This is a genomic window from Paenibacillus eucommiae (assembly GCF_017874215.1).
Lineage (GTDB): Bacteria > Bacillota > Bacilli > Paenibacillales > NBRC-103111 > Paenibacillus_AI > Paenibacillus_AI eucommiae.
This window is the reverse complement of the sequence record NZ_JAGGLB010000014.1, coordinates 188,316-214,322: the sequence shown is the minus strand read 5'-3', so window position 1 is coordinate 214,322 and position 26,007 is coordinate 188,316. Positions and strand designations below refer to the sequence as shown.

Genomic DNA, 26,007 nt, shown 5'->3' with positions numbered 1-26,007 from the left:
GTTCCCTTGATTGGAATGGATGAGGGGGTTGGAACAAATCTTTAAAGGCGGACGCTACCGCTCTTCCGCCCACAGCCATTCCCTCTCTTTAGCTACAATCGCGCGAACGCCAAGCTCAATCGGAAAGCCAGCAAGGTTTTTTTCTTGGTTGGAATATATTTTCAATCATTCAAAGGCGCTGGGGAAGAAGAGCGCACGCAGCCGGGAAGGATCTTCTACTTTAACGATGTTTTTCATCGTTAAAAGCATCAGGTCGGCTCCACATCCTTGCTTTAACGATGAAAAACCATCCATGACGTTCGTAGCCTACGTCACCACCAAGAATGAAAATAGTCCTATTTTCGTATAAACATCGTTAAGTCTAGTGCACGCTCATTTCGGCGGAGGGTGGGCCGCTACTAACGCTCAAACGGACTGACAGCAGAAGTTGCATACCTGAGGGAAAGGGATAGTGGCGATAGGATGAGCTTTCTTAGCTTCCTTTCTGATTAGTGGAGGGTTGGCTTTCCGCAATTAGAAGGCTGGCCCAATTCCATACTTTAACACTGTAAAGCACTTAAACTTTCTTATATGTCAAAAAAAGCAATGTAAAAATCCAAAAATCTCATGTTCTGTTCTTTGTACATATGTCAGAAAAATTATTTCTAAAAGTAAAACGTTCCGGCCATTGTACTTATGTCAGAAAAAATAATTTCCTGGTAACATCCCCACCCCAAGTCAGTGTTTAAACAATAGAAAGTTTATTTTTTCTTAATATTGTATTTTATGCCAGTTACGTCCCGAAGAAAAAGCAGCCAGAGGGATGCGGCATAACTGCTGCTCTTCTCTGGCTGCTCGGTTTAATTTCACGCTTTAATTGCACGATTAATTGTTAGTTCACTAGCTGTCCACGTGTCACACCAAGCTGATTGGTCGCTTTGAGCGATTTCCATACTTGGGTGCCGCTGATCCGGCCTTCCAGTGCACGACGGTAAAGCTTTAGCACTTCCTGTACTTTTTCCGCCGATTCCTCTAGAAATTCTACCCGATAGGAACGAACCCCAAGGTCCATGAAATGGCTCAAATATTCCGCACCGGATTGATCAACTGCATTATATACCGTATTCCGGCAGCCTTCGTCCACACGGACGGGATGAGACATACCGACACGATCCTGAAGAGAGACACGCTTCTCCTCACACGGTCTGCCACAGTTCGTAAAGTCCGTCCCTTCACTAAGGAAGGTACAGTAAACGCAGTGCTCGGTATGGAACATCGGCATATGCTGGTGAATGACAACCTCCAGCTTCGATGTGTCTGTACGACGAAGCAGATCGACCATTTGTTGAATGTTTAAATCATATGAAGGTGTAACCTTATTAAGCCCTGACTCAAGAAACAGGGAAACTGCCTTATGGTTTGCCAAGTTCAAGGAGAAGTCCCCGATAAGCTCTGGCTGATAATCACCCGGATGCTCCCATCTGTGCTTCATGAAGAAGTACACAGCACCTGTATTGCGTACAAGCACAGCATCCGGCTTCAGAGCCAGGATGTTGCGGAAATAGCCAGTTTCCCCAGGCATGTGAATACGCGGTGTAGCTAGCGCAATCTTCCGCCCGGCAGCATGAACGGCTTGTACAGCTGCAGGGAATTGCTTAATAAATTCGAAGTCAGCGTAAATAAACTCTACATCAGTCTCCAGCACGGCATGCACTTGCTCCAGAGTACGGCAGAGCGCCGTCAGCCTGGCTTGCTCCTTGCTTGTTGTACTTGTAGTTGCCGAGAATCCAGAGACTGCGGAAGGTGCAGAGGCTGCAGAGGCTGGTGTATCTTGGTACACTTCAACCGCATTTTTTTGATAGACGCGTGGTCTCTGCCGCTGCTCTTCCATCAGCTCCACCGCTTTGCGGCGGATACTATTAAGCTCGCGCATAGGTACAATTAAATCTCCGCTCAAATGTATCTCCAGCTTATCGAGCTCATATATGGTACCGCCGAGACGGCCGAATTGTTCTTGAAATAAGGCTTCATCCATAGGCCTTTTCTCGGCTTGAACGAGCATAAGCTCGGACTCTGCAAATACGGTATGGCCTGCCTTGGTATCGGTCCACCAGGTTTTAAGCGGCTGGCCTGCTGAGCCTGTAATCCTCACGCTGACCGGAAAGGTTCTGTAAGGCTTGTCGGTCTCATAAGTTTGTCTTAAACGCTTATCCAGATGCGGATCATTGGTCTTCCAGATCCGATCGCCGACATGCAGACGATTCAAGTCCACGTCATTACGCCCTGGTACGATCTCAATAAGACCGCCCTCGGCCTCGCCTTCCAGCTTCTCGCCCTTACGGCGAAGATCATAGATCCGGCCGCCTTCCTCCTTCTTCGTCGGGTCGCCAGCATCAAATACAATGCCGTCTCCCCGCTTCAGCGGAGCTTCCAGCTCACAAATGACGCCGTCGCGCAAAATCTGCCGCACACGTCCGACAAACACCCCGCGGCTCTTCGGGTAGGTCCCCTCGACTAGCAGCTTATTGTTCGTCCCTTTCAGGAAGCCAAACGTAAATCCGCGCGAGAAGCTTTGCTCCAGCTCACGCAGCTCCTCCTTGGACGCCCGCTCGTTCTGCCCGTCGAAATAACGGTCGATCGCCTTGCGGTACTTGCTTACAACGTTGGCGACATACTCAGGGCTTTTCAGCCTGCCTTCAATCTTGAAGGATCTGACGCCTGCTTCAATCAGCTCCGGTACAATCTCCAATGCCGCAAGGTCCTTCGGCGACAGCAGGTAGGCAACATCACCCATCGGCTTCTGGACGCCGTCAACCATCAAATCATACGGCAAGCGGCAGGCCTGCGCGCATTCCCCGCGGTTGGCGGAGCGTCCGCCCCACATTTCGGACGTCAAGCATTGCCCCGAATAGGAGACGCACAATGCTCCGTGTACGAATACCTCCATAGGCAGCTTGGCTTGATCTCCGATCTGCTTGATCTGCTTGAGATTATTCTCCCGCCCGAGCACGACACGCTCAATATCGAAAGGCTTCGTGAATTCAACCGCCTCCGGCGAGGTGATCGTCATCTGTGTCGATCCGTGAATCGGGAAATCGGGGGAGATTTCGCGAATCATTTTCACAAGACCAAGATCCTGAACAATGACCGCATCTACACCTGCGTCCACGCAGGCCTCAATCAGCTTCTTCGCTTCGCCTAGCTCCTCCTCAAACACGAGGATATTGAAGGTTAAAAAGCCTTTTATTCCATATAAATGAAGGAAAGACATAATCTCTGGCAGCTCGTCCATCAGAAAATTATGTGCTCTTGCCCGTGCGTTAAATTTCTCCACGCCAAAAAAAACGGCATCCGCACCATTCGCGACTGCCGCCCTCAGGCAATCCCAATCACCGGCCGGCGCTAACAGTTCTATATCTTCCCTGCGTATTGTATGCATTAGGGGTGTTCCTTTCCATTGACAATTCTGTTCTTCTCTTTAGTGTAACAGAAATAACGGGAGGGAAGCCAATCGAAAATTTGAATTACCGTATTAAATTGTATTGAAATTGTTTAGAATTATAGTAAACCACGATATATGCCAGGGACAGAACCCGCGATTTCTACTGCACCTACAGCACCAGCATAAAAATCAATGGGTCCAGCACCGCCAATCACCGCATATGCATATCCTTCTCCCGACATCGCATGCATGCTCTCCAGGAGTAACGCTTTGCCAATGCTTTTGCCTCTGTAAGTCTCGTCAACACCTGTGGGTCCGAAAAAGTTTTTGCAGGTGGAATCATAGCAAGCAAACCCAAGAATCTTCTTATTCTCGACGGCAATGTAGCATGAAACTGGAAGTCTGGAGAAAGCAACCTCGCATTCACTTGCCCAGCCTTCATTGAACATTTGCCTGACCCATTCGACAACGACGTGTTTTTCCGGTGCAAGCGCCCTTCTGATCTCAATTCCGGACTCGCTTAATTTCTGAACAAGGGGCCCTGACGCAGGTAATTCATACAATTTGACAAGCATATCAGGCATGCGGTTTCCTCCTAGAATTCCTAAGTAATTTCTTCATTGGTGATTTAATTTGCTATATAATTCGGTAATACAATTGATGATATAACCACTCCCCCTAGGCGTCAAGGTGTTTCCAAGTACTTTCCGTCACCCAATGAGCATTGTCCACCTCGAAAGTTAACAAACCAGGGCATAAATGCTATAATGGCGAGGATAGTTACCTACACTTATAATTGAGGGATTCCTTTGTCTTTTAATAAATCAAGAGTTCTAGTACAAAAGCTGCTTATTGCTATTGCCATTTTACTGCTTGTTGCCGTTTCGCTTCTATTTATTATACAGAAGGAAGATAAGGTCAGTCTGCTCTATGTAACTAATGGGGACAGCCTGGATACCTCTGCCTTCGAAAATTTCGAGCAGTCACTTCAAGCTAATTTGGATGTGGAGAAGCTGAGTCTGTCTGTCGCTACTCTCAAAAAGCTGCGCGCCTACGATGCCGTCTACCTGGATCCCGCTCTACTCCAGGAGGGCAAGCTTTCCACCGTTCGTGAAGGTATGCAGCAAGGTAATAGTGAAGGTAATAGTGAAGCTTATAGGGATATGCTGATCAGCTTTGTTAAACAGGGCGGGCATTTATTTCTCGAAAATGGCTTTGCCACTGCTTTCCCGGCTGATTTTCTGGGAGCGGAGAAGGTTGTGACCGTGCCGCCGGTCTCTGGTGTTCCTGGATTCGTTTTTCCGGAGGCGGATGCGAATATTGGCGGTATGCAGCAGGTGTTCAAGCTTTTTACCGAGAGCTATTTCAAAAGGAACACCATGGAGGAGCTTCCCGGCTTTGATTGGGGATACGGTCTGGTGCCTTCTACAGCCAACACGCTTGTCGGCTTGGATGGTCTTGCGCTTTGCTCGCTTAATCAAGTAGGTGCCGGAACGGTTTTACTCAGCAGCAGCTTTATGCCGAACCGTTATTTCCCGACTGGCTATGACATGGAAAGCGGTATGGACCCGAACCAGGGCTTTGCCCAGCTGGCCGAGCGTTATGACAGCAAAGCTCCAAGCGTGCCCGGAACCGCTTATTTTAATAAAAGAGCACTGCCGCTTGAGCCTTATTTCAACTTTGCCTTTTCCGCGGCGAACTCCTTGTTCCGCAGTGAGTATACCGCTTTTGTGTCCAAGCTGAAGCACGGCTACAGCATCAAAAAGGTGCTCGGACCCAATGGCCGGCCTGCTATGGCTTTTCAGAATCATTTTGAAGCGTTGCCTTCTATAGGTCAGATGGATGGCATTCAGTGGGCGGAGCTGCTCAAAAGTTACAATCAGATCCCGTCCTTCACGCTCGTGCGTTCCTCGTTCTATTGGGGGCAATGGCGGGAGAGCCTCACCGTCCAGCTCAACAGCGGAACCAACGAGCAGCCTCAGTTCGCCGGCGAGCTGCCGGGCTCGGGCTACAGCAGCGGCCTGCACCTGCTGAGCGGCGGGCAGCCGCTGCGGCTCGCCACCTTCCTGCCGTACCGCGATCTCGCCAGCGCGATCGAGCTGCCCTACCGCGCGTTCCCGGCGCTCGCGGACATCGACGGCGATGGCCGCCTCGACCTGCTCGCCGGCAGCGCCGACGGATTCGTGTATGCTTACACGAATCTGGGACCTGACGCAGCGACTTACGCAAGCGAGCCGCTGCCTGAAGGAGCAGCCCCGCCGGACACCTTCGGCGAGGCCCGCAAGCTGGAGCTGGAGTCGGGGACTCCTGTCCAGCTCCAGCCTTACGCCGCCATTCACGCTGCTGACGTGAATGGCGACGGCCTGCCGGACCTCGTCGCTTCCGACGAGTCCGGCGCTGTGCTCCTGCTGCCGGGGCGCAGCGGCGGCAAGTTCGCTGAGCCTGTGCAGCTCAGCGCAGGCACGGGCAAGCTGCAGGTGCAGGGCCCTGCAGCAGCGGTCGTCGCCGACGTGAACGGCGACGGCGTGCTCGATCTCGTCGTCGGCGATGGCGACGGACGCGTGCACTTGTTCGAGGGCATCAGCGGCAGCGATGGCCTGCGGTATGAGGCGGGCAGGGAGCTGTTCCAGCTGCCCGGCTTGAGGCGCTATGCCGCGCCTGCGGTGCGCGACATGAACGGGGACAGCCGACCGGATATTGTGGTAGGCAGCAACGAAGGGGACCTGCTGCTCTATATCCAGGAAGCCGATGGCTCCTGGACGGGTAAGGGTCCCCTCGAAGGAGCAACCCTCAACCAGGTGGGAAATAAAGCCCTGGTGGCTGGTCATAATTCAGTTCCGCTATGGTATGATATCAACCATGATGGAAAAGACGATTTGCTCGTAGGCAGCGTAGAGTTTGGTTCTCCTATAGCGATCGACAGCCCGCATTTTCCTTTCCAGTCAGAGCTGAAGGAATTTATTGCTTATGCGAAAGACAATTTCCTGGATTTGAATCCGCACGTCTTCGTGCATAACTTCTTTACCAGTGAGCAGGAGCTTAAGGAACTCTCTCTGCACAAGAAAGCGTTCGAGACACTTGGAATTCCCTGGAACAACCCGGGAACCAACCAACATACATGGCGCGTTAACAATCTGGACCCGCGACAGACGCTGCGCAGTGAGCAGGAGCAAGGCATCTGGTATAACTTTGGCTTTTTCCCTGCCCATTCGCCAGTGATCTCTAGACCAGAGCATATCTGGTCGTTGCCCTTCCTGCTGCAGGATAAGGATAGCAAGTCTGCATCACCTATGCTCGTCCATACACCAACTCCGGTGCTGCATCTTGATGGTCCGAGTCCAACCACGGATATTTTTCGATCCATGGCCGCGCTTGATATGCCAATTGACTATTTCGAGCATATTGAGTATCATTTTCCGAATTCCAATAAAATCGCCAATCTGAGCAAGTTTGCCGATTATTTTGACAAGCTGCGGACTGAGGAAGAATATAACTTTATGACTGAAACGCAAATGGCCCAAGCTCTGCTTACCGCCATGAAAAGCAAAGTCAAAGTAAGCCGTCCTTGGGCTGTGTATTTGTGGAATAAGCTGAAGGACCGTTTGGCACCTGATAATCCACATTGGGATTTACGGATTACTCCGGATTTAAGTCAAGTGCCGGAGCAAGCCGGGGCTTACAAAAGCACTTTGGGTGTGGAGATTGAGAAAGGAACCAAGCTTTACTCCTACTCGCTGCATACAAACTCCGATATATATTTACAACGGGAGAACAGCTTCTATGTCGGCGTAGGAAAAATGGTTTCTCTGCATATCGGGCCAAGCGATGCAAGCCTGCATTTGCTCCGCTCCAATGTACCGTTTACGATGCACCGGGAGAGTGACCAGCTGCGCATTGACCTGCTTTCAGCTGGCATGCAGCAGATCAAGCTTTTTAGCCCGGAAGCCCTTGTTATTGAAAGCTTAGAATCTGATCAAGGCAGCTCAGATCTGAAAATTGAGCATAACGCCAACGAGCAAACATACACAGTTACTCATTACGGAGACATAACAAGTATTACAGTCCGCAGAGCTGAGAAGTAAGGGCAGCTTACCACTGCCATTCATAATAGCCAAGTAACACCCAATTACCCACTATCCCATCCATACAGGAGGCTTCATCCATGTCTAATGAGGAATTTTTGCAGCAGTTGGAGCAGCATATCCGTGAGCGTTATGAGATTGAGGCTGACGACGACGATTTTAACCTGGATGTTCATTTGTTCGATTACGGATATATTGACTCCATCGGCGCTACTGCGCTAATTGCTCACATCGAGAAAACCTACAACGTCCAGGTAACCAACCAGGATCTGATGCTCTATCCGCTCAACACGGTTCGTGAAATAGCCGATTTCATTTCTAACAAGATAGCGAGGTAACCGATCATGGAATGTGTAATTTCTCTTGAGCGTTTAGCTGAAAGCCAGCATGGACAACTGAAATATGCCTCCGCCTTCGTCGATGAGCATATTCGCGATATTCGGATTGTGGACGGCTTTATCCATATCGAGCACGAATCTCCGTTGGGCAGCGATGTAGTGTCCGAACGTGTTAACCGCCTGATTGAGCGTTTTTCCAAAGGAGATTTCGGCTTTAAAGAAAATATTTTGTTTGAAAACAAGATCACTACTCCTTACACAGGAGATATCATTTCCGAGCTGATCGACAGCAAGGCTATCAAGGTACTTGAGCCTGGCCTTTTCATTTTTCGCGAGCCGTTTTCCAGCCTGATGCGCTTTCTAGATTTTTCCTTCGTGAACAAGATTGCCAAACGCTTTGAAGGCATGCAGGAGGAGTCTTACCCTGCCGTTATCCATTGCGAAACCTTAAATAAAACGAACCATTTCACTTCATTTCCGGAGCATATTCATTTCTTGACCCACCTTCGTGAGGATCTGGATGTGATTGAAGCCTTCTCAGATTCGATTCGTAAAGCTGGAGGTTGGAATAAAGATCAAGCCCTTGAGCTTGACAAGAATATGCCGCAGCCGAATTTTGTTATGAATCCATCTACCTGTTATCACTGCTACGAAGGCCTGCAGGACGAAACGCTGGAAGGAGACGGGATCGTCGTTACCGCCATTGCCAAATGCCACCGCTTCGAATCCAAAAACCACAGTGATTTCGGCCGTCTGCTCGATTTCTCGATGAGGGAAATTATTTTTGTCGGTAAGCCTGACTTTGTCAAAGAAAACCGCTTGAAATCCATTGAATATTTGAAGGAACTGGCCGTTGAATGGGAAGTTGACAGCTTGCTGGAGATTGCTAACGATCCTTTCTTTACCAATGATTTTCAAGTGAAGGCCTCCTTCCAGCGCAATCAGGAAATGAAATACGAGCTGCGCTTAACGGTTCCTTATCAAAATAAATCAATCGCCTGCAGCTCCGTTAATTTTCATAGCAACACCTTCGGCAATGCCTTTAACATCAAAATGGGCAAACGTAACGCTGTCACTGGCTGTGTAGGCTTTGGCATAGAACGCTGGGCGTTCGCTTTCTTGGCTCAGTATGGACTGGATCAGGAGCAGTGGCCGACAACTTTCCGTGAGCAGTATGCAGATTGGCAAGAGAAATCGCTGTAAGCTCCTATCAAACCAAGTAATGAGTGATATCCGTTGAAACTATTCTCTTTTCTTAAAGCGAACAGCTTTGTGCTCTTATTTCTGGCGGTGCTCCTGCTTTCCAATGCGCTGATTTCCTTCTGGAATCCGATGGAGAGCTCCCGCCGCTTTTACAAAAATGATTTTACCAAAACGCTATTCCACCACAGCTGGTCCCGCTCGGGGCCGGTTTTCTTCGGCAATTCGTCAGTGACCGGTGCGTATATCGAAGAGAAATCGGCGTCGCCGCTTGTTGAGATGGGCTTATCCTATGGAAAGCTGACTGATTTGCAGGGCATTTTGCAAAAAGATCTGTATCAAATCAAAGACCAGCTCGTTATTGGCATAGATGTGCACACGATGATTGACAGCCTAGAAACGGATGCTACTTATCAGTGGTTTAAGCCTTGGTATCAGCCCTATGTATATACGTATCGCGACTATTTTCGTAAAACCGGCGAGGATTTTGTAAAAAATTTGAGCAATGGCAGCTTGGCCTACACGCCTTCATGGATCGACAAGATGCTTTATTTCGGCCAACAGGACCAAGCCTGGATGAAGGACAAATGGAATGACTATGACCAGCGCTTCGGCTGGATGCGTCTTAAAGATTTCCAGAAAAACCTGGACGCCCTGGATTGGGTCATCGCCTATGCCGCTGATCACAAGCTGCCGCTGCGTGTCATCTGGATGCCTTGGCATCCTGACTATAAGCATCCGCCTTATGTCGCAGAGCTCAAACAAGCCGTCAACAGCAGCCTGGAAGCTGGCAGCGTCCCCATTCTTGATCTAATGGATACTTTTGATGCTAAGTATTTCCATGATCTTGTTCATTTGAATCGCGCAGATGGTGCACCGCAGTTTACGAAGGAGGTTGACGCATGGCTAGAGTCGTTAAGAAAACCTTAGAAATCTTAGCTTACCTTCTCATGCTCTACTTAGTGCTTGTGTATTTTACAGGAAACGGCTTATTTATTTACGAGGGATTCTAATCAAGGGAGTACTGCAGCTATGTTTTATTTGAACATGAACGCAATAATGGCAATGCTCGGCATGGTCGTCATTCTTATGCTTACCCGCCGTTATCCTAACAATAAAAGAGTGCTTACCCTGCTGTTCAGCGTCTGCTTCCTGCTATTGTTCAGCAAGAAGCTGCTTGTGTTCTATCTGATTTTTACGCTGCTTAATTATTTGGGTTTTGTTTATTTATGCCGCACGAAACTTTGGCGCACAGCCACGTTCCTGTTTGCGATCCTTGCTAATGTGGCTGCTGTATTCATCGGTATCCGGTTTTTCGTCATGGGTATTTTTCAAAATCCGTTATTTGACACGATCATCTACCTCGGGCTTATCTATAATGTGCTGAAGGTGATCGATGCTTACTATTTTGCTTACTTTTTTGAGAAAAAAGGACAAGTTCCCCTGCTGGATTACAGCAATTATATTTTATTTATTCCTACCTTTACGTCTGGCCCCATTCTCAAATTCCGTGATTTTATGGCTGACAGCAAGAAACCTTACACAGTAAACGCAGCCTTGTTCGAAGATAGCATAAAGCGTATCGTCCTCGGGCTATTCAAAAAAATTGTACTTGTCACCTGGATGACTGGCGTTTTTAACGATGTGCTTCAAAATGATCTGCACACCCACCAATCCATCTTCCTGATGATTTGGTTTTATGCTTTAATCTACTTCGATTTCTCAGGCTACTCGGACATTGCTATTGGCTTTGGGCGACTGATGGGCTACACCATGCCGGAAAATTTCAAACGGCCGTTCCTGTCTCCTACCTTAACTCAATACTGGCGTAATTGGCATGCTACTCTGGGAGATTTTTTCCGCGATCATATCTTCATGTTCTTTTCCCGGAAAACACCATCCCGCCTTACAGCGGCAGGCTTGTCTCTGCTCATTATGGTGCTCATTGGCTTGTGGCACGGCTTCTCATGGCTTTATCTCTTATGGGGCGTTTATCATGGCCTTCTGTTAGCTCTGGAAAATTTATTTCAGCTTTCGACCGTCAACAAAAAGAAGTCTTCCAAGACTTATTTCTATTTCCGCTGCTTTTGCACGCAGGCCCTTGTTACCCTGGCTGTAATCATTTATAGCCCGGATCATGAAGCTGTGCTGCGGATTTATCGCGGTCTGCTGAACCTCCCTTCTTTTTAACTGGAAACAATGGTATAATTTGAAATGATCGCGCGTTCTTTTTACCATTTCTGGAGGTGTAGGTTAATGAAATTAGGCGTATTTATGGTACTTTTCGCGGGTAAGCCCTTTGAGGAAGCGCTGGACTATATTTCATCCAAGGGTCTTGATGCAGTTGAGATCGGAACAGGCGCTTATCCTGGCAATGCTCACTGTAAGCCCGAAGAGCTTCTTGCTGACGCTGGAAAGCTTAAAGCCTTTAAACAGGCTGTAGAATCAAGGGGCCTTACGATTAGCGCTCTAAGCTGTCATGGCAACCCACTTCATCCACAAAAGCAAATATCTCAAGAGCATCATAATACCTTTCTCCAAACCGTAGAGCTGGCTCAGCGCCTGGAAGTTCCTGTAGTCAATTGCTTCTCAGGCTGCCCAGGCGACCATGAGGATGCTAAATATCCGAACTGGCCGGTAGCTCCTTGGCCGAACGATTTCCAGGAAATACTGAGCTGGCAGTGGGAAAATAAAGTTATTCCTTATTGGACTGAAAGCGGCAAATACGCTTCTGACCGCGGGGTCAAAATTGGCCTTGAGCTGCATGGCGGATTCTCCGTACATACCCCTGCCACTTTGCTTAGACTTCGTGAAGCAGCAGGCGAGGTTATAGGAGCTAACCTGGATCCGAGCCATATGTGGTGGCAGGGCATTGACCCTGTGCAGTCCATTAACATTCTCGGGCGTGCAGGAGCTATTCATCACTTCCATGCCAAAGATACTTCCATCGATCCAATCAACGTCAACCGCTATGGCCTCACTGACATGCAATCCTATACACATATGCTTGACCGGGCATGGCAGTTCCGTACCGTTGGCTACGGGCATGATCTCAAAGCGTGGGCAGATATCATCAGCGCGCTTCGACTGGTAGGCTACGATTACGTAGTAAGCATTGAACATGAAGACGGATTAATGTCCGTTGAAGAAGGCTTTAGCAAAGCCGCTCAGAACCTGCAGCAGCTTCTTATCAAGGAGCCACTTGGAGAAATGTGGTGGGTGTAACAGCCTCACATTGAAAACTTGAAGATTGAAGTCCAGATGCTCAAAAAAAGAAGCCAACAACCGCCGCATTTGCGGAAGCTGTTGGCTTTTTGTTACACATTTATAAGGACTTGCGTCTCTAAGAACTACCAACCCGATATCATCACAAAGTCCATCAGCAAAAAGACTAATAAAGCAACAACTGAAAAGCCAATTGCAAACTTATTCTTTCTTCTTGCGGATAGAAGCCTAATGCAAGCTATTGCAATAACGATTGTGAAAAGCAGAACAAAAGGGTCGAACATTGTAAATGTACCTGTATATGTGCTGGTTTTTTCCGCCTCTTCCGCTAAAAACATTGAGAGACCTCCTCTTCGTATCTCGTACCATATCATTTTACCTCTATGTTAGCTTGATTAGCTTTGTTATGCAAGCGATTCAAGGCATGTGTAACAAGTTTGTCACCTTTTTAAGAAATTCTCGTCCTAGCTGTACATATTTCACGGATGAATCGTGATTTTCTAATCTTCTCCACAAGTATAAAATATCCATTTTATCGAATATTTATTACGCGGAACATGCTGGGCCCGTATTTAAATCGATCCTGCCAGGCTTTACGGCCCTATCGCACTGTCCTCCAACGGTTCACAAAAAACCATCAGGGATTCAATGCTCCCTGACGGTTCTTTCTTATCCTACAGCGTCCTCCAACACTTTAAGCCGCTTATCGTAATCTTCTGAACGCTGGCGATCACGCTCAAGTACTGGCTTCAAGTATTGTGCAGTGTAAGATTTCTTTACCTTAACTACTGCCTCTGGAGTACCGACGGCGACAATTTCTCCACCACGGTTGCCTCCATCTGGTCCTAGGTCGATGATATAATCTGCTGTTTTAATTACATCCAGATTATGCTCAATGACAAGCACGCTTTCTCCATTGTCTACAAGACGGTGCAGCACCTTCAACAGACGGTCAATATCGTCAATATGAAGCCCGGTCGTGGGCTCATCAAGAATATATATCGTCTTGCCTGTGCTGCGGCGGTAGAGCTCAGCAGCGAGCTTCACACGCTGTGCTTCCCCACCGGATAGCGTAGTGGCCGGCTGACCCAGGTTCATGTAGCCAAGGCCAACATCCAGCAGTGTTTGCATTTTACGGTGAATGCGCGGAATATTTTTGAAGAACTCGACAGCATCTTCAATCGTCAACCCAAGAACTTCGGAAATATTGTTCCCTTTATACTTCACTTCCAGAGTTTCGCGATTGTACCTCTTACCTTTGCATACTTCACAGGGTACGTAAACATCAGGTAAAAAATGCATTTCTATCTTAATGATTCCATCTCCGCGGCAAGCCTCACAGCGGCCGCCTTTGACATTAAAGCTGAAACGGCCTTTCTTGTAACCGCGGATTTTGGCTTCGGTTGTTGATGCGAACAAGTCACGGATATCGTCGAACACTCCCGTGTATGTTGCAGGATTGGAACGCGGTGTCCTTCCGATTGGCGACTGGTCGATTTCAATTACTTTATCGATATGCTCAAGTCCAAGCACTTCTTTATGCTCTCCAGGGCGCACTTTGGCTCCGTTAAGCTCTTTAGCTAAGGTTTTGTACAGTATTTCATTGATCAAGGTGCTCTTGCCTGAACCCGAAACTCCTGTAACGCAGGTAAATATACCTAGCGGTACTTTCACCGAAACGCCTTTTAAATTATTTTCTTTGGCCCCTTTGATCTCCAGCCATTTACCATTAGGCTTGCGCCGCTCTGGAGGAATGGCAATAAACTTCTTACCGCTTAAGTACTGGCCGGTTAAAGAGTTGGAGTCCTCCATCAGCTCTTGCGGAGTACCCTGAGCAATCACCTGACCTCCATGAATCCCTGCTCCTGGTCCGATATCAATGATATAATCGGCGGCCATCATCGTATCTTCATCGTGCTCTACGACAATTAGCGTGTTTCCAAGATCGCGCATATGCTCAAGCGTCTGAATAAGTCTGGCATTATCCCTTTGGTGCAGCCCAATACTAGGCTCATCCAGAATGTAAAGGACGCCCATCAAGCTTGAGCCGATCTGGGTAGCAAGACGAATCCTCTGCGCTTCGCCTCCGGACAATGTCCCAGCAGCACGATGCAAGGTCAGGTAATCCAGTCCAACGTTGACGAGAAAGCCTAGTCTTGCATTAATTTCTTTGAGAATCAATTGGGCAATTGCCAGCTCTCTATCAGTGAGTTTAAGGCCCCCAAACCATTCCTGTGCCTCTCCAATGGACAAAGCTGTAGAATGAGCAATATTCCTGCCATTGATCGTGACAGCCAGCGTTTCGGGCTTCAGACGCTGCCCTTTGCATTTGGGACAAGGCTTAGAGCTCATATAAGATTCGATATGCTCACGAATACCTTCGGAGAATGTATCCCGGTAACGCCGCTCCAGGTTGCGGATAATCCCTTCGAATGGAACGAGCGCTTCTTTGGTGACGCCCATATCGCTCTCATAGCGGAAGCGGATTTTCTCCCCGCCAGTCCCATACAGCAATATTTTCATTTGATCATCTGTAATTTCAGAGATGGGTACATCCCGGGGAATCTTATAGTGCGAGCATACTGCCGCCAGAAACTGCGGGTAATAATTGGACGTACTTCCCGCCCAGGCTTCAAAGGCGCCTTCTTCGATCGACATCCTCTTATTTGGTACCAGCAGCTCTGGGTCAACAATCATTTGACTGCCCAAGCCATCGCATTCCGGGCAAGCTCCGAAAGGGCTGTTAAATGAAAACATTCTCGGAGCGAGCTCTTCGATGCTGAAGCCGCATTCTGGACAAGCCAGATTTTGGCTGAACAGCAGCTCTTCCTTCTCCATAACGTCGACCAGAACCCTGCCATCAGCAAGCTTCAGCGCTGTTTCCAACGAATCGGCAAGCCGGGCATGGACGTCATCCTTCACTACAATTCGGTCGATCACAACTTCAATCGTATGCTTTTTATTTTTTTCCAGTTCAATTTTCTCAGAAAGTTCGATAATTTCTCCATTGACCCGAACTCTGACAAAGCCTTGTTTTTGAATATCAGCGAGCAGCTTGACATGCTCTCCCTTACGGCCTGACACAAGCGGAGCCAGAATCTGCAGTCTTGTCCGTTCCGGATATTCCATAATACGGTCGACCATTTGCTCTACGGTCTGGGAGGTAATTTCAATTCCGTGTGTAGGGCAATGCGGTCGTCCAACCCGGGCGAAAAGAAGACGTAGGTAATCATATATTTCCGTAACTGTACCCACAGTAGAACGCGGATTACGGCTTGTTGTTTTCTGATCAATCGAAATCGCCGGTGATAAACCCTCAATGGAATCCACATCCGGCTTGTCCATTTGTCCCAGGAATTGTCTGGCATACGCCGATAGGGACTCGACATATCTGCGTTGTCCCTCTGCATAGATCGTATCAAAGGCTAAAGAAGACTTCCCCGATCCGCTTAGCCCGGTAAGCACAACGAAACGATCACGCGGAATCGTAACGTCTATATTTTTTAAATTATGAGCTCTTGCTCCTTTAATGATGATACTCTCTCTGGCCACTATGAAATCCATCCTCTCCAAATCTCACTTATCGGAAATCGCCAAGCTAGGCTTCCGCCTTAAGTTCCAAAACCGCATCACGCAGCTCGGCAGCTCTCTCAAACTGCAGATTTTTTGCGGCTTCCTTCATTTCCGCCTCGAGACGCTCAATTAATGAAGCGCGGTCCTTCTTGGACATCTTCGCTCCCTTGATATCCGTCAAATAATCGGCTTTCTGCTCAGCTACCTTCGTTGCCTCAATCACATCACGAATTTTCTTGGCGATCGTAATCGGTGTAATCCCACGCTCTTCATTATGCGCTTCCTGTACCTCACGCCGCCTGTTTGTCTCGCGAATCGCTTTCTCCATGGAATCGGTGATCCGATCCCCATACATAATGACACGGCCATCCGAGTTTCTTGCCGCCCGCCCTATCGTCTGAATGAGTGAACGTTCCGACCGCAGAAAGCCTTCCTTGTCGGCATCGAGAATGGCTACTAATGAGACCTCCGGTAAATCCAGTCCTTCCCGCAGCAGGTTGATACCAATCAGGACATGGAAGGTACCGAGCCGTAAATCACGAAGAATCTGCATCCGCTCCAGCGTCTTGATATCGGAGTGCAAATAGCGCACTTTGATGCCGATTTCCTTCAAGTAATCCGTTAAATCCTCGGACATTTTCTTGGTTAAAGTCGTCACCAGCACACGTTCGTCTCTGCGTATCCGCTCATGAATTTCATGAATAAGATCATCAATCTGACCTTTGGTAGGCCGGACTTCAATAATAGGATCCAAAAGTCCTGTAGGCCTGATGATTTGTTCAATCATCTCCGGACAATGCTCCATTTCGTAAGGTCCTGGAGTTGCCGAAACATACAGGATCTGTGTCATCTTCTCTTCAAACTCCTCGAAACGAAGAGGCCGGTTATCTAGCGCAGAGGGCAGCCTGAAGCCGTGCTCCACCAGCACTTCCTTTCTCGCCCTATCGCCATTGTACATAGCGCGGATCTGCGGCAAGGAAACGTGGGACTCATCAATGATAAACAACATATCCTCAGGAAAATAATCCAATAAAGTATACGGAGTTGCTCCTCGCTCACGAAAGGTCAGCGGTCCTGAATAATTCTCAATACCAGAACAGAAGCCCATCTCCTGCATCATTTCCAGGTCATAACGGGTGCGCTGCTCCAGACGTTGTGCCTCCAACAGCTTTCCTTTGTCATGCAGCTCGGCAAGACGCTCCTCCAGCTCGCGCTCAATGTTGACGATAGCCCGTTTCATCGAATCCTCATGCGTCACGAAGTGAGAGGCCGGGAAGATGGCAATATGATCGCGCTCTCCGATGATTTCCCCAGTGAGCACGTTAATTTCTGTAATCCGTTCTATTTCATCCCCGAAAAGCTCCACCCGAACTGCGTGTTCGCCATGAGAAGCAGGGAAAATTTCAACAACATCGCCCCGCACCCGGAAGGTGCCGCGGACAAAATTCATATCATTTCGCTGATATTGAATATCTACTAGCCTATGCAAAAGCTCGTTGCGGGACTTCTCCATACCTACACGCAGCGAAAGCAACAGGGAGCCGTATTCCATCGGCGATCCCAAGCCGTAAATACACGAAACGCTCGCAACAATAATGACGTCCCGCCGTTCGAAAAGAGAGCTTGTAGCCGAATGGCGAAGCTTATCAATCTCTTCATTGATACTGGAATCCTTCTCAATGAACGTATCGGACGAAGCAATGTAAGCCTCCGGCTGATAATAATCGTAGTAGCTGACGAAATATTCAACAGCATTGTTGGGAAAAAACTCTTTAAACTCGCTGCACAATTGGGCGGCGAGTGTTTTATTGTGAGCGATCACCAGCGTTGGGCGATTCAACTTAGCTATGACTTGAGCGGCAGTGAACGTTTTCCCTGTTCCCGTTGCCCCTAATAGTGTTTGATGCTTGTTGCCCTGTTGGATGCTTTCCAAAATCTCTTCTATGGCTCTAGGCTGATCCCCTTGGGGAGTAAAATCCGATACGAGCTCGAATTTCTTTTGACTGACGACAATATCATTCATATCATTCATAATTATCACCTACACCGAGGAAGTAAAAAACTTATCTCTAAACTTTTTAAAGTTCGAATCCGATAATAAATTAGGTAATCCGACATATTCAACATCATAAGAATGTTTGTTCCCGTTTTATTATACCTTTTTTTATCCGTCGATGCAAATATTAAAACTTTCCTGCGCACGGTTTTTTTAGAATATCAGAACATATATTATTTCATACTCTGTCTGATATTTCCAGATAAAGCAGTTAATCTGCCTATTCTTTCTCATGCTGAACTAGGGGTGGTACTAACGTGGATTTATCAACAATAATAGGTTTGGTTATAGGCCTTGCAGGCTTGCTTGGAGGCTATATGATGGATGGCGGGCACCTTGATTCTTTGATCGTGCCGAGCGCTATGGTCATTGTTTTTGGAGGAACCTTTGGAGCTGTCATTATTAGTTTTCCTGTTTCAACCCTCGCCACGGTTCCCAAAGCATTGGGGATTGCCTTCAAGCAAGCCAAACGGGACCCCGGCGCAACCATCGAAGAGGTCGTGGATATGGCGTCTATTGCAAGAAGAGAGGGCGTATTGGCTTTAGAGCAGAGAGCCCAGGAACATCCGAATCCATTTCTCAAGGACGGACTCATGATGGTCGTTGATGGAACAGATCCAGAGCTGACCCGGCAAATTCTCGAGCTTGAAATGGATGCGATCGAACACCAGGTTGACAATATGGCCAAAGTGTTTGAAGCCGCTGGCGGGTACGCTCCAACAATGGGAATTATCGGTACGGTTATGGGCTTGATTCACGTCTTGGGGAGCCTGGATGACCCCGGAAGCCTAGGACCAGCAATTGCCGTAGCCTTTTGCGCTACCTTGTATGGAGTTATGAGCGCCAACGCGCTTTACCTTCCGCTTGCCAATAAAATCAAAATCCGCGGAAAGGAACAGGTTGCCGAGATGGAGCTTATGCTCGAAGGCATACTCGCGCTGCAAGCTGGTGAGAATCCGCAATTAATTAAGAAAAAGCTGGCCTCCTTCTTACATGACAAAGACTCCAAGAAAAGTAAGGTAGAGGAAGGTATAGACGATGTCGAGGAGAAGTAAGAAGAAAGAGGAACATGTCAACCACGAACGCTGGCTTATTACATATGCTGATCTTATCACGCTGCTGCTTGTCTTTTTCATTATCATGTATGCGATGAGCAAGATAGATGTAGAGAAATACACCGTGTTATCCCAAACCCTTAACTTACAATTTGCCAGCGGAGATTCCATCCTTGAGAAGGGGAAGGGCATAAGTGGGCAGCTTACTCCTATTGACGGGGACGCGGAAGATAAAGACAAAGATAAGACCAATGAAAATAAAGAAGAACAAGAGAACATCAAGAAGGAAAAAGAACTTGAAGATCTTTTGCGTAAAATAAACACCTATGTTAAAGAGCAAAATCTGCAAACCCAGGTATCGGCCACGAACACTAATAGAGGAGTAGCTATTACCTTAAATGATCTATTCCTGTTCGATCTGGGCAAGGCCGACTTAAAACCGGCATCCTTCCCGATTCTGCAAAAGCTTGCAAGCTTATTTCCTACTCTGGATTCTACTATAAGTATTGAAGGCCATACAGATAACCTTCCTTTGTCATCCGGCTCGCAGCTAATAGACAACTGGGGATTATCCGGCGCTCGCTCTTTATCCGTGCTGCGGTATTTCAAAAATACAGCAGGCCTGGATGACAGCAAATTCATCACAACAGGCTATGGCGACACGAAGCCCAAAGTACCAAACGACAGCGATGAGAACCGGGCTAAAAACAGAAGAGTTGAAATTATCGTTCTTCGCAACGATCCAACGCAGGATACGACCACAAAGCCTTAAATCATAATCATTTTTCAGGTTAATATTGTATTAAAACTACAGCATTTTTTAAAAATAAAAAGACCTGGCTAAGATAGCGTGCACATAAAGTGACTCGACCTTGCCATGTCTTTTTGTCATATCTTAAGACAGACGCCTTGCGGCGTCCTTTGATGAGCGTGTTCGTAACGTGGGTGCGTTTCGGAGGGAATGGCTGTGGGCTCCAGCCGCTGTTAAAGATTTGTTCCCTGAATGGTATCGATGAGGAGGTAGGAACAAATCTTTAAAGGCGGACGCTAACGCTCTTCCTCCCACACCCCTTCCCTCTCTTTAGCTGCAATCGCACGAACACCAAGCCAAACGGACAGCCAGCAAGGGTTTTTCTCTTGATTAGTGGAGATTTCCCAGCGGTCACAGGCGCTGGGGATGAAGAACGGCCCGCCAGCACTCACAACCAGAACTTTAACGATGTTTTTCATCGTTAAAAGCACCGGGTCCGCTCCATATTCTTACTTTAACGATGAAAAACATCGTTAAAATCTCTTTTAATCACCCTTAGAAGCCCTTCGGCCTCTTTTAACGATGAAAATCATCATTAACGTGACTGTTTGACCTGGACGACTTACTTTAACGATGAAAAACATCGTTAAAGTAGCACACGCTCAAAACCAACAAGCAGACTTCCAGTAAATGTTACTTCCTGAGAGAAAGGGATAGTGGCGATAGGGAAATCTGCGCTTCCTTTCTGATTCCCTTGGTGAATGAACAGTCACACCGATCACTTCATCACTGTAAAGCTGCACCATGTGACTAACTCCTTTCACTCCAGGCATCCCCTCTCTCAGCTACAACCGCACGAATACCACACTCTAACAGACTGCCTTACGAGTTTTTTCTCTTGGCTGGAGGAGATTTCCTAACGGGCAAGGATGCTGTCGCTTCTTCTAAGAATGAAGGGCTGCTACTTTAACGATAAAAACATCGTTAAGTGCAGCGGACCCTCATTTCGGGGGAGACGGACCGCTACTATCGCTCTTCCGCTCGACCGCTTCCAACCGTACAGGAGCAAAAGCCCCCGCCGGATCGTCTGATTCAACGAACAGCTTGAGCGCAGCCATTTTATTTCCCCAGTATTGCTCATAGTAAGCAAGCCATCGTTTTAGTTCCATAAGCGGCTCCGGATCAAGCCGGTACCGGGTTTCCCGGCCGACCTTCCGCTCTCTGACCAGCCCCGCATCAGCCAAAATACGCAAATGCTTGGAAACAGCCGTCCGGCTCATCGGAAAGTGGCCGCTGATTAGGGTGACTGGCATCTCCTGATCGCCGAGAAGCTTCAGCAGCCCGCGGCGGGTAGGATCGGCAATAGCCTGAAAAACGTCGTGCTTGGGCTCTGCCATTGTTAGGCCTCTACATAAGTGGCCAAAGATTTTTGAAGTCCACCCCAGCCTTGATTCATGCGCTCACGCACAATCTCATGGGACTCTCCAAACTCTGTGGCTTTATTAATATCCCAACCGGAATGGATGAGCGTAATTTCTGTCTTATCTTCCAATTCAGTAAGCTCGAATGTCAGACTCCAATCTTTACCCCACTCAAAAGAAAGACGATTAGGAGGAGCAAGCTCCGTTACCTTGCAGGGGGACTTGCCAAATGGCCCTGCCTCTAAATGAAATTCGTACCCAATTTCAGGCTGAAAATCATTTGGCATAAACCAGGCAGCAATACCTTCCGATGTGGCGACAGCGTTCCAAACTTTTTGAATCGGAGCATTCAGCACTAGTGTCTTGCGGATGTCAGGCAGCGTATTTTGAGATTGATGATCCATGTCCATTCCTCCAGTTTAAATTAAAACCATGTAATCAGAAACCTTTTACGAAAATTCTTACGAACTTTTTACGAAACCATTTGGTTTCGCTTTTCATTATACGAAACCAAATGGTTTCGTGTCAAATACAGAATTTGTGAATTGCTAGTACTAGCAGTACTAGCATACTTGAACAAGATCAAATGGCTCCCTGCTGGGAATCCCACTATCTACAAAGGTTTGCCGGATTTATTCGATCGTAAATCGATGAATTTATTGCGTAGATAGGTGAAAAGATGGGCTGGCTTCATCCCGACAAAATACATAGCTTCCTGATCGGGTGCCAGAATAATGCCAAGCTCATAATGCTCTCCAGAGAATATAGCCCTCTGCAAATACTTGATTTCTCCCTGCCGATTCACCACCTCCAGCTTGCAAAAGGCTGAATGAATCTGCATAGCAGTGTGCACGTCCGACTTGTTCAGTAATTTATACCCGTTTATCTTATGAATTATTTCATTAACTTGAATTCCCATCTCCGCTGCCGGACTACCAGGTATTACAGCAAGCACGGTAAGGCCGCGCGGTGAATGCACGTACATCGGAGTTTTCTTGGATTCCTGCCACTCACTGAACCATATAATTGCTTCATGAAGCGCTATACTGAGGATAGCCGCCACAGCAACCATAGGAGACCAGTAATGGGCTGCCACTGCAAAACCAAAAAGGATTAGTCCATACAGCACCAGCAAGCTGGCGGTTGAACGCGCCTTGTCTACAGGCAATCTAGAGGTTGTAAGTGCTGTAAAACCTATCATTACTGGAAACGCCATAAAGCTCCAGCCTGAGGCAAAATCAACTCCCAAAAGTGTGTTCCATGGCAGTGAATCTGTACTTCCCCCTTGAAGCGGCACCAGCATAAACAAAGGTACTGGCCAAAAGTTCTGCAACTGATAGCCGCCAATAATTCTGCCTCTTCTCGCTTCCAGAAATAAAGGGCTTGCCATTCTAGCTCCCTGCCAGGCTATTAACAAGCCTTCCAATATATGAAGCACAGCAACCAGCACAAGCAATGAAGGAATATCCATATCTACGATCAACTGAATAACGGGACCAACCGTTGGAAGGTCGCCAGCTTTTGGAATGACGTACAGTATGGCATGGGCGATACCCAATATACCGACTGAATAGGCTAAGCAGAAAAACCGCACCCGTGCCAATATTAAAAGAAGTGAGATTACCCATAAAAGAATAATAGCCTCCTGCTGAAGGCTCACGCCAACAAACATCATCACTACTGAAACGGAAAATCCGCCTATTAATCCCCAGAGCAGTGTCCGCCAGGATTCATCCAGCAAAGAGTGAAGACGGGTATGGAACAGCTTTCGTTCCAATTGAATTTGTTTGCGGTACTGCAAAATAATAAAGATAATGCCTATATAATAAAAAGGATTGATCAACAATTGCAGCCCCGCGAGCCAAAATCTGTGCAGCAGATGGGCGAATAAGTCCATAGATTGTTGCTCCTTCTCTAGAAAGAAATAGGAAGGCTGCTTCAGCAGCCTCCCTACTAGTCATTCGACTTGTTTGTTTCATTTCCTGCTTGACCAGCTGTTATTCTAATCATGTAGTCAAATTTATTTGTTGATCTGGCTTTGCAAAGCTTCAGCCGCGGCTTTCAGCTGCAGATCGTTTTTCGGGTCTCTGATTTCAGCCAAAATCGCCTTTTCCAGCTTATTAGCTGTTACCGTATCCACTTCCCCGGTTACTGGCAAGCCGTTAACACTTTGAAAGTTTTTTACAGCTTGAGCCGTTTTCTCACTAAAATATCCATCACTACGGTCGGCCGTAAAGCCAAGACCCGCTAGCATCAGCTGAAGATTCTTCACATCGTCGCTGGCCGTATCTGTCTTTAAAGTGACTTTCTTAGTAAGCGGCGCTGCTTTGAAATAGGCTGGTTGTTCAACCGCTATGTCGGGCACAACACCTTTTTTATGAATCCAGTTTCCGTTAGGAGTTAACCATTTGTAAACCGTCATCTTAATATTGCTGCCATCGCCCATCTCTTTCAAAAAGGTAACCTGTACGGTCCCTTTCCCATAGCTGGTTTCCCCGACGATCTTGCTGCCCACAGCCTCTTGGAAAGCACCCGCCAAAATCTCTGACGCACTTGCGCTTCCTTTGTTTACAAGCACAGTAACCGGGTAATCCTTGCCTGTTCCGGTCGACTTGGTAAGCTCACGCTGTCCATTGCGATTCTCAACCTGTACGATTGCCTTACCGCTGGCCACAAACGGATTGACGATGTCTACGACAACATTCAATAACCCGCCCGGATCATTTCGAACATCAATAATGAGCCCTTTCATACCTTTGGACTCCAGCGCTTTGAGCTCTTTCTCAAAGCTGGTCGCTGTATTTGAGGAAAATTGGCGAATCTCGATCTTGCCGATATCACCCGGAAGCATTTCCGCATATACGGTTTCGACATCAATTTCATCCCGTACAACTATGACCTGTACCGGATCTCCAGATCCCTGTCTAACAATTTCTAGCTTGGCTTGCGTTCCTTTGGGCCCGCGGATCTTCATAACCGCTTGATTTAAGGTAAGCCCGTCCAGCTTTTCACCGTTTACTGAAAGAATCATGTCGTGCGACTGGATGCCAGCCTTCTCAGCAGGAGAGCCTTTAATTGGCGTCACAATCACAACTTTACCGTCATCCAGGGAAACCTCGGCTCCGATACCCTCAAAGGAGGATGAGATACTGTCATCGAACTGCGCGGCTTCATCCTGATCCATATACACTGTATATGGGTCGTCAAGTGCCTCCAGCATCCCGTTTATCGCACCATTGACCAGCTTGTCATGGTCGACTTGACTGAGAAATTGATTCTCGATCAACTGATAGGTTTTGGAAATTTTACTTAAATCTTTGTTCGTTAACGTTGTGGAGGTTGAAGATGGTCCTGCAGCAACAGCACTGCCTGCGGCCTTCTCTTTAAAACTCCAGGACATCGGGTTTACTATCGTTAATGTCAATATACTGCTTGCAAACATCGCCAAAATGATAAATGCAAGTACAGTGCGTCCTTTGAACTGCACAGCTAGCTACACCACCTTTAGTTAACCCAAAATGAGCTCGTCTGTTTAGTATATGACAAGTCGCTTGTTTTTTAGTACATCAATATGAAGATAAGCGCTATCTCAAATAAGGCTTAGGATCGACAGGTTTCTCGTTGATTCTCACCTCGAAATGCAGATGAAAGCCCGTTGACTGGCCGGTTGAACCAACCTCGGCTATTTTTTGCCCGCGTTTTACTGTATCCCCTTGTTTCACAAGAGTACCATCGTTGCGGATATGTCCATAAAGCGTCCATGCGCCATTGCCATGATCAATAACGACAGCATTGCCGTAGCCGCTCCACCAAGAAGCAACAATGACTACACCGTCCTCTGCGGCAAGTATTCCTGTTCCTTTGGGCGCTCCAAGGTCAATCCCTTTATGAAACTCATTCTTCTGGCCAGTTACAGGATTAACGCGTATTTGAAAATCAGAAGTTAATGGCGCTTTAACAGCCAATGGATAGCCAAATTTACCGCCGCTGTAGCTAAAAGGATTGCTCACGCTTGCACTTGAGCCGCCTTTTGCATTATTCTTGGCATTGGCTTTCGCCTTAGCTCTAGCCCTGGCTTCTGCGGCAGCAGCTTCCTCGGCCCGCTTTTTGGCCTGCAAGGTTGCTTCTTGAGCGGCATATTGGATGAGCATCTTCTCATTCTCTTCCGTAATACCCTCTAAATCCTTCTCTTTCTTCGTTAAAGAGGCGATTTTGACTTCCTTCTCTTTCTCTTTCACTTGCAATTCCTTGCGTACTTCATCTGCTTGCGCATAAAGCTGTTGAACCAACACAAGCTGTGTTTCGGTTTCTTGCTTTTTTACGGCAACGGTGTCGCGGTCTTTTTGATTAGCTTCGAGAATTTCTTTATCTTGATTTACGATAGATTTCAAGGCTTCCAGCCGGTTCAGAAAATCAGAGAAGCTAGTAGCACTAAGCAGCACATCGATATAAGAAACTGATCCGTTCATATACATAAGCCGGAGACGGGATTTAAGAACTTGATCACGACTCTCCACGCGCTCCACTGCATCGTCAAGCTGCTGGGCATTGTCCTGCAGTTCAACAGATACCGTGTCTATCTGATTATTAAGATCAGCCAGCTTCTTGCCTGCATCATTGAGCTGGTCAATCAGCACATTCATATCCTGAGTTTCCTGCTCTTTCTCTGACTTCACCTCAGAAATCTGGCTCTCAACCTCATTCGCTTTTTTCTTCGCTTCGGCTTGCTTCTTTCTCAACTCGGCCAACTGCTGATCAATCTTAGATGAAGTTGAAGCTGCACTGCTCGAATAAGGCAGCAGCAGTAAACTCACGATTCCTAATGTTAGCAATAAAGGCAAAATCCGCTTTTTCAACAACGCAGCCTCCCTCTCACTCAAACAAA

Annotated in this window: 20 protein-coding genes; 9 read left to right on the top strand and 11 right to left on the bottom strand. The window is 47.5% G+C overall.

The annotated features are described in order from the left end of the window. Positions 1 to 28 precede the first annotated feature (28 nt). On the top strand, positions 29 to 349 hold the full coding sequence (locus tag J2Z66_RS20745; RefSeq protein ID WP_209973894.1) for a hypothetical protein: 321 nt from the start codon (positions 29 to 31) through the stop codon (positions 347 to 349). Between the two features lie 522 nt (positions 350 to 871). On the opposite strand, the gene J2Z66_RS20740 is transcribed toward J2Z66_RS20745, so the two are convergent. Both J2Z66_RS20740 and J2Z66_RS20735 read right to left on the bottom strand, forming a co-directional pair. Further along, positions 872 to 3,418 carry a U32 family peptidase gene (locus J2Z66_RS20740; protein ID WP_209973892.1) on the bottom strand — a complete coding sequence of 849 codons (2,547 nt, stop codon included), beginning with the start codon at positions 3,416 to 3,418 and terminating at the stop codon, positions 872 to 874. A gap of 119 nt (positions 3,419 to 3,537) precedes the next feature. Beyond that, complete coding sequence (locus J2Z66_RS20735) at positions 3,538 to 4,005, bottom strand: GNAT family N-acetyltransferase (protein ID WP_209973891.1); 468 nt, start codon at positions 4,003 to 4,005, stop codon at positions 3,538 to 3,540. 225 nt (positions 4,006 to 4,230) lie between these two features. Between J2Z66_RS20735 and J2Z66_RS20730 the strand changes: the two genes are divergently transcribed. The 6 genes from J2Z66_RS20730 to J2Z66_RS20705 all read left to right on the top strand — a co-directional run bounded on the left by J2Z66_RS20730 (position 4,231) and on the right by J2Z66_RS20705 (position 12,266). After that, entirely contained in the window at positions 4,231 to 7,503 is a 3,273-nt protein-coding gene (locus J2Z66_RS20730) for an FG-GAP repeat domain-containing protein (protein WP_245375698.1), read from the top strand. Positions 7,504 to 7,583: 80 nt separating this feature from the next. Next, a complete protein-coding gene (locus tag J2Z66_RS20725; RefSeq protein WP_209973889.1) occupies positions 7,584 to 7,841 on the top strand; it encodes an acyl carrier protein in 258 nt (85 codons plus the stop codon). A 6-nt stretch (positions 7,842 to 7,847) separates the two neighbouring features. Further along, the gene (locus J2Z66_RS20720; RefSeq protein WP_209973888.1) at positions 7,848 to 9,044 is read left to right on the top strand and encodes a hypothetical protein; all 1,197 of its coding nucleotides are present in this window, start codon (positions 7,848 to 7,850) and stop codon (positions 9,042 to 9,044) included. 33 nt (positions 9,045 to 9,077) lie between these two features. Beyond that, positions 9,078 to 9,971, top strand: a complete 894-nt coding sequence (locus J2Z66_RS20715; protein ID WP_209973885.1) for a hypothetical protein — start codon at positions 9,078 to 9,080, stop codon at positions 9,969 to 9,971. 102 nt (positions 9,972 to 10,073) lie between these two features. Further along, positions 10,074 to 11,231 (top strand): MBOAT family O-acyltransferase, encoded by a 1,158-nt coding sequence (locus tag J2Z66_RS20710; RefSeq protein ID WP_209973883.1) that lies wholly within the window; start codon positions 10,074 to 10,076, stop codon positions 11,229 to 11,231. A gap of 66 nt (positions 11,232 to 11,297) precedes the next feature. Further along, positions 11,298 to 12,266 (top strand): sugar phosphate isomerase/epimerase family protein, encoded by a 969-nt coding sequence (locus J2Z66_RS20705; RefSeq protein ID WP_209973882.1) that lies wholly within the window; start codon positions 11,298 to 11,300, stop codon positions 12,264 to 12,266. Between the two features lie 125 nt (positions 12,267 to 12,391). Here J2Z66_RS20705 and J2Z66_RS20700 read toward each other — a convergent pair whose 3' ends face one another. From J2Z66_RS20700 to uvrB, 3 genes are all read right to left on the bottom strand, one after another. Next, complete coding sequence (locus J2Z66_RS20700; RefSeq protein WP_209973880.1) at positions 12,392 to 12,604, bottom strand: hypothetical protein; 213 nt, start codon at positions 12,602 to 12,604, stop codon at positions 12,392 to 12,394. 331 nt (positions 12,605 to 12,935) lie between these two features. Beyond that, on the bottom strand, positions 12,936 to 15,818 hold the full coding sequence (uvrA, locus tag J2Z66_RS20695; RefSeq protein ID WP_209973878.1) for an excinuclease ABC subunit UvrA: 2,883 nt from the start codon (positions 15,816 to 15,818) through the stop codon (positions 12,936 to 12,938). A 46-nt stretch (positions 15,819 to 15,864) separates the two neighbouring features. Beyond that, the gene (gene uvrB, locus J2Z66_RS20690) at positions 15,865 to 17,862 is read right to left on the bottom strand and encodes an excinuclease ABC subunit UvrB (protein ID WP_209973940.1); all 1,998 of its coding nucleotides are present in this window, start codon (positions 17,860 to 17,862) and stop codon (positions 15,865 to 15,867) included. Positions 17,863 to 18,152: 290 nt separating this feature from the next. On the opposite strand from uvrB, the gene J2Z66_RS20685 reads away from it, so the two are divergent. Further along, positions 18,153 to 18,950 carry a flagellar motor protein gene (locus tag J2Z66_RS20685; protein ID WP_209973876.1) on the top strand — a complete coding sequence of 266 codons (798 nt, stop codon included), beginning with the start codon at positions 18,153 to 18,155 and terminating at the stop codon, positions 18,948 to 18,950. After that, positions 18,934 to 19,722, top strand: a complete 789-nt coding sequence (locus J2Z66_RS20680; protein ID WP_209973874.1) for a flagellar motor protein MotB — start codon at positions 18,934 to 18,936, stop codon at positions 19,720 to 19,722. Before J2Z66_RS20685 ends, J2Z66_RS20680 begins: the two co-directional genes overlap by 17 nt. Before the next feature lie 275 nt (positions 19,723 to 19,997). Here J2Z66_RS20680 and J2Z66_RS20675 read toward each other — a convergent pair whose 3' ends face one another. The 6 genes from J2Z66_RS20675 to J2Z66_RS20650 all read right to left on the bottom strand — a co-directional run bounded on the left by J2Z66_RS20675 (position 19,998) and on the right by J2Z66_RS20650 (position 25,978). Next, positions 19,998 to 20,180, bottom strand: coding sequence for a hypothetical protein (locus tag J2Z66_RS20675; RefSeq protein ID WP_209973872.1), 183 nt, complete (start codon positions 20,178 to 20,180; stop codon positions 19,998 to 20,000). Between the two features lie 522 nt (positions 20,181 to 20,702). Then, positions 20,703 to 21,098: an ArsR/SmtB family transcription factor gene (locus tag J2Z66_RS20670; RefSeq protein ID WP_209973870.1), complete on the bottom strand. Its 396-nt coding sequence runs from the start codon at positions 21,096 to 21,098 to the stop codon at positions 20,703 to 20,705. A 2-nt stretch (positions 21,099 to 21,100) separates the two neighbouring features. After that, the gene (locus J2Z66_RS20665; protein ID WP_209973868.1) at positions 21,101 to 21,526 is read right to left on the bottom strand and encodes an SRPBCC family protein; all 426 of its coding nucleotides are present in this window, start codon (positions 21,524 to 21,526) and stop codon (positions 21,101 to 21,103) included. A 209-nt stretch (positions 21,527 to 21,735) separates the two neighbouring features. After that, the gene (locus tag J2Z66_RS20660; protein ID WP_209973866.1) at positions 21,736 to 23,019 is read right to left on the bottom strand and encodes a PDZ domain-containing protein; all 1,284 of its coding nucleotides are present in this window, start codon (positions 23,017 to 23,019) and stop codon (positions 21,736 to 21,738) included. Positions 23,020 to 23,142: 123 nt separating this feature from the next. Further along, the gene (locus tag J2Z66_RS20655; protein ID WP_209973864.1) at positions 23,143 to 24,609 is read right to left on the bottom strand and encodes a S41 family peptidase; all 1,467 of its coding nucleotides are present in this window, start codon (positions 24,607 to 24,609) and stop codon (positions 23,143 to 23,145) included. A gap of 97 nt (positions 24,610 to 24,706) precedes the next feature. Continuing rightward, a complete protein-coding gene (locus J2Z66_RS20650) occupies positions 24,707 to 25,978 on the bottom strand; it encodes a murein hydrolase activator EnvC family protein (RefSeq protein ID WP_209973862.1) in 1,272 nt (423 codons plus the stop codon). Positions 25,979 to 26,007: the final 29 nt, after the last annotated feature.

Coding starts and splice junctions, on each gene's coding strand:
- J2Z66_RS20740 (WP_209973892.1), bottom strand. CDS start 3,418: ATGCATACAATACGCAGGGAAGATATAGAACTGTTAGCGCCGGCCGGT.
- J2Z66_RS20735 (WP_209973891.1), bottom strand. CDS start 4,005: ATGCCTGATATGCTTGTCAAATTGTATGAATTACCTGCGTCAGGGCCC.
- J2Z66_RS20725 (WP_209973889.1), top strand. CDS start 7,584: ATGTCTAATGAGGAATTTTTGCAGCAGTTGGAGCAGCATATCCGTGAG.
- J2Z66_RS20720 (WP_209973888.1), top strand. CDS start 7,848: ATGGAATGTGTAATTTCTCTTGAGCGTTTAGCTGAAAGCCAGCATGGA.
- J2Z66_RS20710 (WP_209973883.1), top strand. CDS start 10,074: ATGTTTTATTTGAACATGAACGCAATAATGGCAATGCTCGGCATGGTC.
- J2Z66_RS20705 (WP_209973882.1), top strand. CDS start 11,298: ATGAAATTAGGCGTATTTATGGTACTTTTCGCGGGTAAGCCCTTTGAG.
- J2Z66_RS20700 (WP_209973880.1), bottom strand. CDS start 12,604: ATGTTTTTAGCGGAAGAGGCGGAAAAAACCAGCACATATACAGGTACA.
- uvrB (WP_209973940.1), bottom strand. CDS start 17,862: ATGAATGATATTGTCGTCAGTCAAAAGAAATTCGAGCTCGTATCGGAT.
- J2Z66_RS20680 (WP_209973874.1), top strand. CDS start 18,934: ATGTCGAGGAGAAGTAAGAAGAAAGAGGAACATGTCAACCACGAACGC.
- J2Z66_RS20675 (WP_209973872.1), bottom strand. CDS start 20,180: ATGAAAAACATCGTTAAAGTTCTGGTTGTGAGTGCTGGCGGGCCGTTC.
- J2Z66_RS20670 (WP_209973870.1), bottom strand. CDS start 21,098: ATGGCAGAGCCCAAGCACGACGTTTTTCAGGCTATTGCCGATCCTACC.
- J2Z66_RS20665 (WP_209973868.1), bottom strand. CDS start 21,526: ATGGATCATCAATCTCAAAATACGCTGCCTGACATCCGCAAGACACTA.
- J2Z66_RS20660 (WP_209973866.1), bottom strand. CDS start 23,019: ATGGACTTATTCGCCCATCTGCTGCACAGATTTTGGCTCGCGGGGCTG.